This window comes from Nonlabens sp. SCSIO 43208 (assembly GCF_050703575.1).
Taxonomy (GTDB): Bacteria; Bacteroidota; Bacteroidia; order Flavobacteriales; family Flavobacteriaceae; genus Nonlabens; species Nonlabens tegetincola.
This window is the reverse complement of the sequence record NZ_CP065365.1, coordinates 1093588-1109312: the sequence shown is the minus strand read 5'-3', so window position 1 is coordinate 1109312 and position 15725 is coordinate 1093588. Positions and strand designations below refer to the sequence as shown.

The 15725-nt window shown below is 36.9% G+C and carries 7 protein-coding genes; all 7 read right to left on the bottom strand.

Translation table 11 applies throughout. The features are described 5' to 3' along the window. Positions 1–52: 52 nt before the first annotated feature. The 7 genes from sprA to I5168_RS05225 all read right to left on the bottom strand — a co-directional run bounded on the left by sprA (position 53) and on the right by I5168_RS05225 (position 15722). The gene (gene sprA, locus I5168_RS05255; RefSeq protein ID WP_105018023.1) at positions 53–7264 is read right to left on the bottom strand and encodes a cell surface protein SprA; all 7212 of its coding nucleotides are present in this window, start codon (positions 7262–7264) and stop codon (positions 53–55) included. A gap of 24 nt (positions 7265–7288) precedes the next feature. Then, on the bottom strand, positions 7289–7870 hold the full coding sequence (ruvA, locus tag I5168_RS05250; RefSeq protein ID WP_042279540.1) for a Holliday junction branch migration protein RuvA: 582 nt from the start codon (positions 7868–7870) through the stop codon (positions 7289–7291). Positions 7871–7906: 36 nt separating this feature from the next. Beyond that, positions 7907–10219 carry an NADP-dependent malic enzyme gene (locus I5168_RS05245; RefSeq protein WP_167342629.1) on the bottom strand — a complete coding sequence of 771 codons (2313 nt, stop codon included), beginning with the start codon at positions 10217–10219 and terminating at the stop codon, positions 7907–7909. A 241-nt stretch (positions 10220–10460) separates the two neighbouring features. Continuing rightward, positions 10461–10997 carry a hypothetical protein gene (locus I5168_RS05240; protein WP_431472619.1) on the bottom strand — a complete coding sequence of 179 codons (537 nt, stop codon included), beginning with the start codon at positions 10995–10997 and terminating at the stop codon, positions 10461–10463. Between the two features lie 366 nt (positions 10998–11363). Beyond that, a complete protein-coding gene (locus tag I5168_RS05235; protein WP_431472618.1) occupies positions 11364–12698 on the bottom strand; it encodes a cytochrome P450 in 1335 nt (444 codons plus the stop codon). Positions 12699–12701: 3 nt separating this feature from the next. After that, positions 12702–13730, bottom strand: a complete 1029-nt coding sequence (ruvB, locus tag I5168_RS05230) for a Holliday junction branch migration DNA helicase RuvB (protein ID WP_105018015.1) — start codon at positions 13728–13730, stop codon at positions 12702–12704. Between the two features lie 168 nt (positions 13731–13898). Continuing rightward, a complete protein-coding gene (locus I5168_RS05225) occupies positions 13899–15722 on the bottom strand; it encodes a cytochrome c oxidase subunit I (protein ID WP_060523684.1) in 1824 nt (607 codons plus the stop codon). Positions 15723–15725 lie beyond the last annotated feature (3 nt).

The following is a 15725-nucleotide window of genomic DNA, read 5'->3' as shown; positions in this document are numbered from 1 at the left end:
ATTAAGCTTTTTAAGCCACAAGTTTACTATTATAATTACGTAAAATCCCTTACTAATTTCCAAACGTATATCTTAATGTAATTCCACTACGAATAGTAGTTTGCGGAAACGCCGTCGAAATTGCAAACTCGCTGAAAGTATGGTCGTAATAGAAGATTCCAGTAAAGGCCTGGCTAAAGGCATATTCTGCGCTGAATTTTAAACCATAGATTGTTTGTCCAGCAGTAGCTTGACTATTATCAAAATCTAAATACCTTACTATGGTAATATTATCTCTGATTGAACCATCCAATCTCATGTTCAAGTCGCTTTTTATCACACGACTGCGTCCACCCCAATTCGTTCTAAATTTGAGATCCTTTAATCTATAACCAACTCCTACGATCCATTCTTTACTGTTTATTTCAGTAAGTAGGTTATTATCAAAACTTAGGGACACAGCTCTATCCCTACGGTGTTCTACAGCAATAGACATTGAATTTTTCATTTCAAAATCAATCTTGAATAATGGCGAAAAACTCTCAGTCAAATTGATGTTGAAATATAGTTGTGGTGACTTGAAATCTCCATTTTGATTTAATGATCCTGGATTAAGCGTAGCATTTTCATCATAATCAAAATTTCTATTACCAGCAACAAAATCTAGATTACGTTGGAATTGATTAATCGTATAACTAGACCTATACCCATGATTCAATGAAAATCTTCTAAAACGTTTTTTGAACCATTTAAGATTCATTAATCCTGTATACTTTAAAGTCCAATTAGGTAATGGAATATCTCTAAAAGCACTGCGATCTTGATCTTCAACATCGCGCCCTTCATAAGCAGCAATAAACGAAGGCAATAAAACTTCCTGACTATTACGTGAAAAACCTACAGGAAACCCATCTGAATCACGGTTAAATGTTGTGGTTCCATAAAATTCCGTTGCCAGTTTATTGGCTACAGCTAGTCTATTATTTCTAAATGTCTCAAAAGTTTTTGAGCCATTGATATCGCTTTTTTGAAAAGCAGTACCAATCATAATGGTAGAAATATCAAAGTTCCCAAATTCATTAGGAGTCAACGATTGATATTGTAAGGATGTTGGGTTTACTCGATAATTTTCTTGATAGGTTTCTTGATAATTACGGTTCCCTACAAGGTCTAGCGTTAGGTCCTTTACTAGATCTACTTTAATGTTATAATCAAACTTGCGTGAAGCTACCTCACTATACTGTTGATTAAAATCCTGAAACAAGGTTAACCAACCTTTTCTTGCGGCTAGTTCTCTAACTTCTGCCTGTGACCCAAACACAAAACCTGTAGTAGGTTTTAAAGTTCCTATAAACCCAATATCATTTGTGTAACCTGGAAGGAACATACCATTGGTTTCCTCATAATTAATTTGTGCTCTTTTTACTGAAGTTACCACACCTATTAAAGTATTAAGAGCTTGATTTGCAAAATTCTTCTTAGGGATCTTCTTTTCCTTTTCTTCCTTAGCCTGATCGGGATTTGGTGTTCCAGCTGGTGTGCGCGTTCTACTGCGGCTGCGTGATCTCTTACGGGCATTACGTGCTTCGTTTCCAAATTTAATCTTCTCTAGACCTACGTATTTATAAAGATTATCTAGATCCAAAGTACCATTGATACGATGCGTATTGGCATTTGAAACAGTGTTACCTATATCCGGTATATCATCTAATTGTGAAAATTGTTGCGATGATCTCTGCCAGTTAAAATCTGCTGTGTAAGTGTAGTTCGCTTTCGCGAAAGCGAGAAAAGGAAACTTATCAAACGGCAATTTATAAGTAAGTTGTAATTGTTGATTGTGTTGATTAGGGATACCTTCATCAAAAAAGTCGGTCCATAAAGTATAGTCTTGATCTACTTCATTGGACTCTGAATCAATGTAACTACGCACCAGTCTATTCTGATTGGCACTTAAGTTGAACTGTAACGATTTTGTCAAATCCCAATTAATAGCATACTGATGGTTGAGTGTAAAATTGCGATTTGTTAATGGAGCGATGCTGATGTTTTGTGCATCTGGAATACCATCACCATCAATATCTACCGGATTAGTATCCAATTGAAGATCTCTAAATTTTTGAAAGTTGTATTGTCTAACAATATTCCCACTCGCAGAAAAATTATTAGGTAATAAATTAAGATTAAAATCACTTAAGAATTTACCGTACTTACCTTCTAAAAAGCTGATGTTTTTGAAAGGCTCAACCTCGGCTTTAGGAAACGCATAATTATAAGTTGCTCCTGCATTAACCGACTGTTCTTTATATTGCTCAATTTCAAAGTTGCGTTGATCTACTTGATTGTAACTTCCAGAGAAAGTAAAGTTTTCAATATCATACGGCATAGGTTTTGAATCACCAGTTCGCTCCTTGCGCACTCCTATAAGATTGACGCTTTGCCTGCGTGTATAATTTTCGGCTTGTTCCCTTATTGCGTCTCTTTCGGCGTCATTGTCTGCATTATCTAATCTAGTGTCCAATTCAATATCCTCAAACTGTGGATCAAATTGCGGTGTTATGGTTTCTTCACCTATACTATAAGTGAACGGTAATTGTACACCCCATTTTTTAGGCAACAATTGACCTAGACTTACATTTGTTGTGATATCATATTGTGTGACATTTTCACGATCTCGCTCGTTAGGCCCTTGCTCAATAGCTCCAAAACCTATTGTGCTGCGTCTACCTGTCGCAGTAACCGATGCAAAATCGGCAACATTTGCATCAAGATTCATAGTTGCCGCATAACCACCTTCGTTTTTAAGACCAGCAAGTCTCATTTCATTAACCCAAACTTCACCACATATTTGATTTGATGTTGGATTGCGTACACCAATCATAAGTGCTCGTATATCTCCAAAATTAGGATTTCCACGGATACCATAACTGTGCTGTGCTGCCTCGTTAGGATCTCCTCCAAGATTAACTTGATCAAAGAAATTAGCTTCGTTGACATTTAATGCTGGATTTCCTAGTACTCTAGCTTTCAATTCCTGCAGTAACTCGAGGTTAATCTTAAAGTTGTTACTATTAGGCCAAACTTCGTTGCGATCAGTAGCTCCAAATGCTGTAATAGAAAGTGGCAACCTTACCTCATAATAATTTTGGGTAAAATCTACACCCATTCTCACAAAGACTTCAATCTCACCATCAGCAAGTGCGAGTTCATTTACTAGAGATTCAGCATGGACAAACATTTCTAAATCTTCATATTGACGCATGTCAATTCGAATGTTCTTAAACACAGCTCTCGAATCACCCGATTCTAAATCACAAACTCTTAAAGCTAGCGATTGTTCATTCTGTCTGATGTTTTGATTTTGAGTTCTTAATTCTTCTCTTTCAACTCCTGGTGGTAATACATATCTAATTGGAGTTCTAGATTCGTTATTTTCAATATTAACACCTTCAACTTCAAAAACAGTAGGGTCGTCTGCGGCGTTAGGATCTGTTTCATCTAATGAAGCAGTGTAACGACGATAATCACCGCGCACTAGATCCAAAGAACCAAATCTTAAGTGCGTATCTACGTTAAAATCTGTCAGGTACATTCTCATGAATCGAATAGCTCTAAAATCTGCTATTTCATTAATCACTTCACGATTAGGATCATTAAGCGGCACTCTAAACTGCACCCATCTTGTATCTATACGAGTTCCGTTAGGCAATTCGGTTTGTACTGTTTTAGTATCGTAGATGTAATCGTTGTTATTAACGTCCATTCCTGGAAATACTGGAATATTATATTCGAAATAACTATCGATGGTATTCATGGTGTTATCTCTATTAATATCCTCAACATCTGGCAAAGTGGTTGATCCTCTATTTGTTTGAGATACTTCAGAAGGTGAGTTTCCTTCTGTCCCATTATAATTTCTATAACGATTAACTATATCACCGTTAGCAGCAAGATAAAACTCATAATTATCATTAGCTGGATCTACTGGACCAAAAGCAGGAAAGGAATTAATCTCTTCGGCATCACTAAAACCATCTAAACCTATATCTTGATTTGCTCTCTCTTGTCCTTGTGTGTCAAATGCGTAAACAAGAGATTGACTATTAGGGACTTTTCCATAAGCCGTTGATGTAGTTAATATCGTACCTCCATCATCCGGTAATCCATTTTCAAATTGCTTACGGTTGTCCTTTAGCACATCTTCAGATATACTTCCTAAGTTGATAGAAATTGTTCCTCCTGTATTAGTAGGGTCAAATGCAAATGTGTCCATCATCCAAAATTGAATGTACTCCACATTATTTTGCTCAAAATTGGTACTTGAGAACTGTCTCATGATACCTGCCCAATTATCCTGTGGATTAGGAAGAATGTTTGAACCAGCTGCAGATGGATTGTAATTATAAGGACCACGCTCGCTTGGATAATAGGCAAGGTCTAGTGTATTTACTACTTGTTGTTGACCCTGTTGTAAATCCACATTAGGAAACAACTCGTCTATAAACACTCTACGAGTTCTCCAATCTGAAACATCGTCATCTGTAATACCTGCTGGTCTTTGCGTTCCATAGAATATTGGATCAATGGAATACCAGGACATTTTGGCCCTGCTATAATTGTACTCTAGTGGATTTGAAGAACTTCCATTGCCTTCAAAATCAACTGGTGTACTCGCTAACGACCAGGCAAACGGACTTAATATGTCAATAGTAGTTTGAGAACCCTCAAAATCATCTACATAAGCAGCTGCTCTATTACCGAAATTATCACCAGCTGGCGAGCCAGGAAATAAATATGCAATCTCACCTCTTAATGATAGATTTGAAGCAACATCAGTATCAATATTTGGTAATTTATTAACCAGTCGGGTTAATACAGGCACTTCTGTATTGTACAGAAAGTTTGCACCTAAAATAGTATTGTTAATAGGCTCAAAACCGTAGGTAGATTTTTGTGTAATGGGACGTTCTTTTAGATTCAAAAAAGTACCACCTACTATAAGATCCTCACTAAATTTATGTTCTACATTTATTCCTGTAAATCTCTTTGTTTGCTGTCTGAATACCGAATTATTCTCTGTAGAAACTTGAATTGGCGTGTTTGAATTAAGTAACGCTTGATCCAGAATAATAACTCGACCAGCTAGATAGTCTACCGTATAATCTATACCTTCTTGTAGGGTTCGTCCACCAGCGGTAACAGTAACCGAACCTCTAGGAACATTAAAAGCACCTATAGGAATACCTTCTTGACCGGTTGATTTGTATTGACCTTTAATTAAATACTTATTCTTATCAGCGTTTTCTAGAGCTTGAGCCTTGGTCGTGCGATACATATTGCGGTATACATACTGCTCTTGATTTGCATTATAAGTAGATGGGTTGTTATAATCTTCTGGACCAGCGCCAGGAGTAAGATCTAACTTATTGAATAAAAATTCACCAAAAGGTTCTACACTCGTGAATATAATACGCCCATTTTCTGGATCGATTGTCAAACCAGGTACGTAATCAAAGAAACCATCACCGTCAGGTTGCGGATCTCCTTGTTGATTTAATCTATCTAAATCAAATACTCTAATTAATGTGGTTTCTTCAACGTCACTAGGTAAAGCAACTGGTGGATTGGTTAGTGTTCCAGGAGCAGCTGTTATATAATTTAACTCTGGCGGATACTGGTAAAAGATATTTAATCTAAAATCCTCTGGTGATAATTGAAATCCACCTAAGTTATAAATATTTTTCATCATTAGGTCCCAAGATGGCTCCGTAACGGTTACTAAGTTGCTCTTAAGTAGCTTTACTACTAGATTTTGGTTGTTAACAGCTACTTGGCCAGGATTCGTGTTTGCGTCTACATTGGTTGCAACTACACCATCATTAGCAAATTCTCCTACTTGATATACCTTACCACCAGCAGTAAACTGGAAAGCAACTGCAAGTACTTCATCGTTATTCAATCTTTGTCTTAAAGATATATAACCTAATTGTGTGTTTAAGGTATATTCATTTGGTGCTAATTTCCTTGCATTTTCTAAGGAAACATAATCAAAACCCTCATTTACTTGTGCACCACCAAAACCTTGCTGGACTGTTCCTATGTCTCTAATTTGCTCATTGAGTAATGAACTTGTAGAACCATTTATTCCTCTAGGGTTGAATTGGTTATTTGAATTGTCAGGATAAGCACCTTCTGTAACATTAACAAAACCAGGAGGAACAACGTCTAGACCAATATTTTCACCATCTGACTCACCCAAATCCTGAATAGCTACTAAATTACGTACATCTTGAGTACGATTACCACGATTGGTAATCCAAACCTCGGCTCTTGTAATTTGTACATTTGTATTTATAAATGGATAATTTTCTAGGGTGCGATCGTAATTATCCCTAAAATAATGAGCTAGGAAAAAGTGCCTGTTCTCATCATAATCCAGCGAGAAGAAATCAAATTCATTAATTGATGCTCCACCTTGAGCCTGAACTGTACGAGCCTCACTTTGTTGTTCTGAAAAAACAGCAGTAATTCTGGTTTTTCCAAATTGCAATTCTGTTTTAATACCAAAAAGACTTTGCGCACCACGAATAAGTTGAGAATTAAGCGGCATATTCACATTACCTACCTCAATACTTTGTAAAATATCGTCTTCTGTAGGTGTGTAATCAAGTTTAATTTGATTTTGAAAATTAAAGGTGCTTTGAGTATCGTAGTTAGCATTAACCTGTAGCCTAGTACCTACCTTACCTACAAGAGATAAATTGATACGCTGGTTAAAATCAAAAGTGGTATTCTGTCTATTTCTTGGGGAAAAACTAGGGTTATCACTACGATTAAAAAGCAGCCCTAGATCTACCTCTACAGATCCTTGTGGAACTACCGATATCTCTGTACCACCAAAAATACTTTCAAACAAAGCCGAGTTTACATAAAAATTGGGTAAAAGATTCTTTTGCTTCTCTTTATCCTCATCCGTTTTTCCTGCAATTGCCTGTGCTTTTTCAATGAAATAACTTTTCATTTGTTCTTTCATAGCACGCTGTAAATACTGCTCTCTGGTAAGTACAAAGGGATAATCCAATTGATAGCCAGCAAATGTAGTCCTCAAAATATACCTATCCATTACTGGATCATATTCATACATTTTGGTTATGGAAGGTGGATCTGGTAATTCTAATTTACCTAATTCGACTCCATTAGGTATAGAATCGTTCTCTTGTGTTGTGGGTTGTTGCGCTTTCGCGAAAGCGAAACAAAAAAGAGCTATTAAAACAGGTAAAAGCTTCATTTTAAAATACCTATATCCCAAATCCTATAATTGTTTTAATGCTTGTTTAATCAAATCTTCTACTGTGGCATCTGGTTGATTGCTCAAAATTTTATCCACGACTTTTTGAGCCTGCTTGCGAGCATAGCCTAAAGTTTCTAGTGCAGATAACGCTTCATCACGGCCAGTATTGCTTGCAACAATAGAAATTTCTGGATTATCTAATACTTGTAATATTTTATCCTTAAGATCGAGTATAACACGTTGCGCTGTTTTTGCACCTATACCTTTTACACTTTGTATTGTGCGCACATCTTCACTAGCGATTGCTTGTGCAATTTGTGTGGGCGCAACACTGGATAACATGGTACGAGCTGTATTTGCACCAACTCCAGATACGGACAGTAATAGTTTGAAGATTTCTCGTTCACTTTTTTCGGCAAAACCGAACAACCTGTGTGCATCCTCACGTACTTGCATATAAGTATACAACTTGCACTGCTCGTTGTCTGGCAGTTGTGAATATGTGTGCAGTGATATTTCTACTAGATATCCTACTCCATGGCAATCAATTACTACATCGGTCAGGTTTTTTTCTACTAGCCTGCCCTGAAGTTGTGCAATCATAATTGGTTAATTGTGTTTCAAATGTAATAAAATAATCTATTGCGGTTGTTGCGACCTTTTTAACTGCAATGAACGATTATAGGACTCCTTTTGTTGTGCATCTATAACTGCCACGGCAGCCATGTTCACGATCTCGTCCACACTAGCTCCTAATTGAACTACGTGTACGGGTTTTTGCAAACCTAAAAGGATAGGACCTATGCTATCAATACCATTAAGTTCCTTCATCATTTTATAAGTACTATTTGCACTTTCAAGGTTAGGAAACACTAATGTATTCACTTTTTTACCTGCAAGTTTTGAAAAAGGAAACTTGTCCTGAAGTAATTCAGAATTTAAAGCAAAATCGGCTTGTAGTTCTCCATCTACTACTAGATCGGGATAATATTGGTGTAAATATTTTACCGCATTACGTACTTTAACAGCATTAGGATGTTCTGAAGACCCAAAGTTCCCGTAGCTTATCATTGCGATATTAGGTGTGATACCAAACAACTGGGCTGTACGGCCTGTCATTTGTGCAATTTTTGCAAGTTCAATAGCATCTGGATCTATGTTTATAGAGGTGTCTGAAATAAACATAGGACCTCGTTGTGTAATCATTAAATTGGTACTGGCTACTTTGTCAACTCCTGGTGCGCGACCTATAATCTCTAACATAGGTGTGATGGCACGAGGATAGGACTGAGCAAATCCAGTGATTAAACCATCGGCATCACCCATTTCTACCATCATCGCTGCAAAATAATTACGCTGTCTTAAAAATTTACCGGCATCAAATAAAGTAACCCCTTTACGCTTTCTTATTTTCCAAAACTCTTCAGCATATCTATCTCTGCGAGCTTTTTCTTCATCGCTTTTGGGATCAATAATTAAACAAGGTTGATCAAACTCAAGTTCCTCTTTAAGTTCTTCAATTGTTTCCCTGCGTCCCAAAAGTATAGGTGTTCCTATTCCTTCTTCTAAAACAATTTGCGCTGCTTTTAGTACATCTAGTTGATCGGCCTCAGCAAAAACAATTCTTTTTGGATTTGTCCTTGCTCTATTTAAAATAAGCCTGACAAGCTTATTATCTGAGCCCATACGTGTGAGCAATTGCTCCTCGTATTTCTCCCAATCTTGAATTGGTTCTTTGGCAACTCCTGTTTCCATGGCTGCTTTTGCAACAGCTGGCGGAATGGTTGAAATTAATCTAGGGTCAAAGGGTTTTGGAATTATATAATCCCTACCAAAGGTAAGTTTGAGCTCGCCATAGGCGATATTAACTTGTTCAGGAACTGGTTCTTTAGCAAGACTAGCAATAGCATGAGTAGCTGCTAGTTTCATTTCTTCATTAATTGTAGTTGCTCTTACATCTAGCGCTCCACGAAAAATAAAAGGAAAACCTAATACGTTATTTACTTGATTAGGGTGATCGCTTCGCCCTGTTGCCATAATGATATCATCACGGGTTGCTATAGCTAGGTTGTAATCAACCTCGGGCACTGGATTTGCCATGGCAAATACAATCGGGTTCTCATTCATGCTCAATAGCATGTCCTCATCAACAATATTTCCTACTGAAAGACCTAAAAATACATCGGCATTCTTAAATGCCTCGCGCATGGATACAGTATCCATCTCTCTTGCAAATTGCATTTGCATATCACCAAGATCTGTCCTAGATGTTGTAATTAAACCGTCCACATCATACATCATGATGTTTTCCTTCTTTGCTCCTAGCTTTACATAAAGGCTGGTACAAGAAATGGCAGCGCTACCAGCTCCCGACACAACGATTTTTACGTCTTCTATTTTTTTATCAGCAAGTTCAAGCGCGTTGAGTAACGCAGCACTTGAAATTATGGCTGTACCATGTTGATCGTCATGCATTACTGGGATATCTAACTCCTCTTTTAAACGGCGTTCTATTTCAAAAGCCTCTGGAGCCTTGATATCTTCTAAATTTATCCCACCAAAAGTTGGGGCAATATTTTTCACAGTTTGAATGAACTCTTCAACATTTGTGGTATCAACCTCAATATCAAAACAGTCTAGATCAGCAAATATTTTGAAAAGCAGCCCTTTTCCTTCCATTACAGGTTTAGATGCTTCTGGGCCAATATCACCAAGACCTAAAACAGCTGTTCCATTAGAAATTACAGCCATAAGGTTACCCTTGGTAGTATATTTATAAACATTTGCCTTATCCTTAGCTATTTCAAGACAAGGCTGTGCAACACCTGGACTGTAGGCAAGAGATAAATCCCGTTGACTACTGTACTTTTTAGTAGGTACAATTTTTATTTTACCAGGTTGCGGTTTAGCGTGATATACTAATGCTTCTCTACGTTTACTTTCTTCACTCATAAAATGGATTTACCGTGATAAACAAAAGTAAGGCTTAATCGAGAAGTGTCTGTTTTTAGAATATATTTTTTATTGATAAATAACACATTTCAAAACAAGCCCCTATTAAATTATTCGTTTGTAGCCAGACTGATCAGTAAACCAGTACAGAAGTTAAAGTTTGAAAACCGCTAGTGAGTTTTTATAGATAATTGATGAGATAATTTCCTATTACAGATGAAATTAGGTGAGTCTAGTGACATCATTGTGTAAATACCGCATCGAAACGGCCGTCGGTTATTTCGTAGATGGTTCCAGTTTCTGGATCTATTACCGTAAATTCAAATGTGGCAGAGACTATATTTGAATTCGTTGTAAATTCAATGAATGTTATTGAGCCATTGGTGGTTGAACTTGAATCGAAAAAACGCAAACCGTCATTATCAACAGCTATGCTTACAAAAAAATTACCCACGTCGTTTGATTCAATATTATGGGATTGATTAGTTCCTATTTCTCTTTGGTTAGTGCGCAAGCATATATCGGATACCACACCACTTTCATCTAATCCGCATATATTGAAGAAATACTCTCCATCCACCAGCTGGTAAAAGCAGTTAAAGTTGCCACTGTCGTCCACAAAGGGCTCACCGTTCACGAGGCAGCCAAAGGTGCCTGCGCCTGTGGTGGTGGCTGGTGGTAGGCAATCAACACCGGCGCAACCGGGATCATCGTCCTCGCATGAGGTGGTTAAAAAAATAAAGAAAATAGAGGATAGAATATAGACTGCTTTTTTCATGATGTGAAGATTAAAGGATTAATTTGATAAAGTATGAAATTTATGTAAATTGATTGTAAATAAGAGGTCAAGCTTTCGCGAAAGCATAATTGAAAATTTTGTGAATGTTTCCCAAAACATTTGTGTCGTTGTGCACACTATCAGTTAGCCTGCGTTTCTCTCGCTATCGCTCGTCGAATGCAAGAAAAACTGTAAGTTCTTTAAACTTCATAGCGTAATCAAGTAGTATTCCTGATTCTACCTAGGGCTTTTATTGAAACCTATTACTAATTGAATTAGTCTAGTCACTGTTGGTTTTGAGCTGGACTAGGATATGATGGAAGGTAGAAGCAAGACTACAGAATTAAAATCAGACTTAGCGTATGACTATCGCTCTTTAAACATAACCATCGCCTTTTTAGGTTTTAGGGTAATTAGTGGATTGTATTCTATCCTTTCTCTGGTAGGGACTAAATGATACTTACTTACTAGTTTGTTCAAAACCATTATCATTTCAAACATCGCAAAGTTGTTTCCTACACACATACGTGGTCCTGCTCCAAATGGAAAGTAGAAATTCCTGTATTCTTTTACTCTATCTGGATTGAAGCGTTCTGGTTTAAAATCATCAGGAGATTCCCATAAGTCTTCTCTACGGTGTAACTCATAAAACGAAATCAACCAATTGGTATTTTTATCAATTTTTATAGAACCGCACTCATCATCTTTAAGAGCTACGCGATCAGTTACATAAGCAGGTGGATACAATCTTAATGTTTCTTCAACACATTGTTTGGTAAATTGAGATCGCATTATCTGCGTCATCAAGTCTGATTCTTTATCAACATCTTGCAACGACTGTAAAACTAAATCTTGTGCATTTTGATGTTGGGCTAATAGTTCAGTAGCAAAGCTTAATGCATTTGCCGTTGTCTCGTGACCAGCAATAAACAAAACTAGTATTTCGTCTATGAGTTGCTCCTTACTCATATAGGAACCATCCTCATAGGTGCTGTGTAAAAGCATGTCTAATAGATCACCGAAATGCTTTTGACTAGTTTTACGATCATCAATTATATCTGAAAGCAATTGTCTAGCTTCATTAATAAGCTCAAGATGATAGGGAATACTTCCAGATCCAGACAACCATTCTCGTTTATAGTACCAAAGTAAAAAAGGCAATCTTAATTCCTTAATCAACATTTTTTGAGCCTTTTCAGTAATTTCCTGAAGCCTGTTGATCTTATCATCAATATCTTCAATATAAAAAAGAGTTTTGGCAACTACTTTAAACGCAAGATTATTGAAAATTTCAAAAACGTCTTGGGTCTCATTTGGTTTGATATTACCCAACTCTTTATCAACCACTTCTTCCATCTTGTTCATAAGAGTAGCGATTGATTTTTTGTAGAAAGCTGGTTGAATTAATTTACGATTGGCTTTCCATTGCTCACCGTTTGCCGTTAGCAATCCGTGACCTATGTACTTCCCTAAGTCTTTTGTTTGTAAAGTAGACTTATGAAAATTTTTTTGATTTTTTTGAAGCATGTACTGCGCAAGATCCTCGTCGCAAGTAAAATGAATGACCAATCCGGACTTCGGTTTTATCTTAAATGTTTTACCGTACTTTTTAAAGTTATAACGATGAAACGGCAAGGGATCCTTATAAATTTGTCTGGATTTGCTAAAAAACTCTATAAAAGGTACTTGTGGTATTTCCATGTTTTAGGTATCAAATAAGCCTCCTAGATTATTATGTCGGGTTTTACCCAAATGCTTATAGGCTAATTCAGTAACCTCTCGACCTCTTGGTGTTCTCATTATGAAACCTTGTTGAATGAGAAAAGGCTCGTATACTTCCTCAATCGTTTCGGCATTTTCAGATACCGCTGTAGCTAAGGTAGTTATTCCTACAGGACCACCTTTAAATTTTTCAATTAATGTTGTTAAAATCTTATTGTCCATTTCATCCAGTCCATGCGCATCAACATTCAGTGCCTTCAAGGAGAATTGTGAAATATTCAAATCAATAGAACCATTGCCTTTTATTTGTGCAAAATCCCTTACTCTACGTAACAATGCATTAGCAATTCTAGGTGTACCACGACTGCGACCAGCGATTTCAATAGCGGCATCTATATCAATTGGTACTTTTAAAATATGAGCGCTACGCGTTACAATCGTAGACAGTAACTCTGTAGTATAATACTGTAACCTAGATTGAATACCAAAGCGAGCTCTCATAGGAGCTGTAAGCAATCCTGACCTAGTAGTAGCACCAATTAATGTAAAGGGAGCAAGATTGATTTGAACAGTACGAGCATTAGGACCTGTTTCAATCATTATATCGATTTTATAATCCTCCATTGCACTGTATAAGTACTCCTCTACAATCGGACTTAATCTATGAATTTCATCAATAAATAAAACGTCACGCTCATCCAGATTAGTTAGTAAACCAGCTAGATCACCTGGCTTATCTAGCACAGGACCACTAGTAACCTTGATACCTACGCCTAATTCATTGGCTAGAATATGTGCCAAGGTCGTTTTTCCTAATCCAGGTGGACCATGAAATAAGGTATGATCTAATGCTTCACCACGAAGATTTGCGGCTTGAACAAATACCTTCAAATTCTCGAGCACTTGATCCTGACCTGCAAAATCATCAAAGGATAACGGTCTCAACGCACGTTCAATATCGTGCTCCTCATTGCTTAAATTTTCACTAGACGCGTCCAAATATTCATTCATATCTCAAAGATAAGTCCTACGATAATAGAAATAATAACAAAAGAAATGTTTGTGATAAATACGCTTTCACGAAAGCGAACATAATTATACACACTAAGAAAGCAGAAGTAGAATATACGACATAAAAAAAGCGCCTATAAGAGGCGCTTAATATTTTTGAAATAAATCCTAGTGATTCATTTCCTCTTCACCATCTTGAAGAGGTATGTGTTGAGGAGCATAATCCTGTCCAGGAATTACATACTCACCGTTTTCATTTACTTTACTGTAATCGTAAGCCCATCTATAAACATGCGGTATAGGACCATCCCAGTTACCATGAATATGCTTATCACCTGTTGTCCACTCTAAAGTGTTAGACTTCCATGGGTTTGCAGGAGCTTTCTTTCCGTAGAAAATAGACTTAACAAAATTGTACACGAAGAATAACTGTGCTAATGCTGTGAAAATAGCGAACCACGTTATCAACTTATTAGTATCAGCTAAATCATCGAAATATGGAAAGTTTGTATTTGTATAATAACGTCTTGGTAAACCAGCCATTCCAATAAAGTGCATTGGGAAGAATACTCCGTAAGCACCAATTGCAGTTAACCAAAAATGTGCATATCCAAGATTTTTATCCATCATGCGGTTGAACATTTTAGGGAACCAGTGGTAAACCCCAGCAAAAAGACCATACAACGCTGATATACCCATTACCAAGTGGAAGTGAGCAACAACAAAATATGTATCATGTACATTAATGTCCAACGTACTATCACCTAAAATAATACCTGTTAATCCACCTGTAATGAATGTAGAAACAAGACCGATGGAGAACAGCATCGCTGGATTCATCTGTAAGTTACCTTTCCATAACGTAGTGATGTAATTAAAGGCTTTTACAGCAGATGGAATCGCGATTAATAAGGTAGTAAAGGTAAATACCGAACCTAAGAAAGGATTCATACCTGATACGAACATGTGGTGACCCCATACAATAGTTGATAGGAAAGCAATTGCAAGTATAGACGCAACCATGGCACGATATCCAAAAATTGGTTTACGTGAATTAGTTGCAATCACCTCAGAGGTGATACCTAATGCAGGCAATAAAACGATATATACTTCTGGGTGACCTAGGAACCAAAATAAGTGTTCAAAAAGAACTGGTGAACCACCTTGATGTGCTAAAACCTCTCCTTTGATATAAATGTCTGATAAGAAAAATGAAGTACCAAAACTTCTATCCATGATTAATAACAAAGCAGCTGATAAAAGAACTGGGAATGATACTACACCAATAATTGCTGTCACGAAGAACGCCCATATAGTAAGAGGTAATCTAGTCATCGACATACCTTTAGTTCTCATGTTAATTACAGTAACAACATAATTCAAAGACCCTAAAAGTGATGAAGCAATGAAAATTGCCATGGAAACTAACCAAAGTGTCATACCAGCACCTGAACCTGGCATAGCTTCTTCTAATGCACTAAGAGGTGGATATATAGTCCATCCAGCAGCAGCTGGTCCTGTTTCAACAAATAATGAAGCAATCATTATTACTGAAGACAAGAAGAACAACCAGTAAGAAACCATGTTTAGGAATCCAGAAGCCATATCACGAGCACCAATCTGTAGCGGTATTAAGAAGTTTGAGAAAGTACCACTCAAACCTGCGGTAAGTACAAAGAATACCATAATTGTACCATGCAGCGTTACAAGTGCTAGATACATATTAGGATTCATTACACCCCCTTCTGCCCATCTTTCACCTAAGAAAAGTGAAAACAAAGCATTAGGCTGCTCTGGATATGCTAATTGTATTCTGAATAGTATAGACATTGCTATACCTATTGCTCCCATAATCAAACCTGTAATAAGATATTGCTTTGCAATCATCTTATGGTCTTGAGAGAAGATATATTTAGTTACAAATGTTTCTTTATGATGGTGGTGTCCATCATCATGTGCATTTTCTGTTGAAACTGAAATAGCCTGTCCCATAAT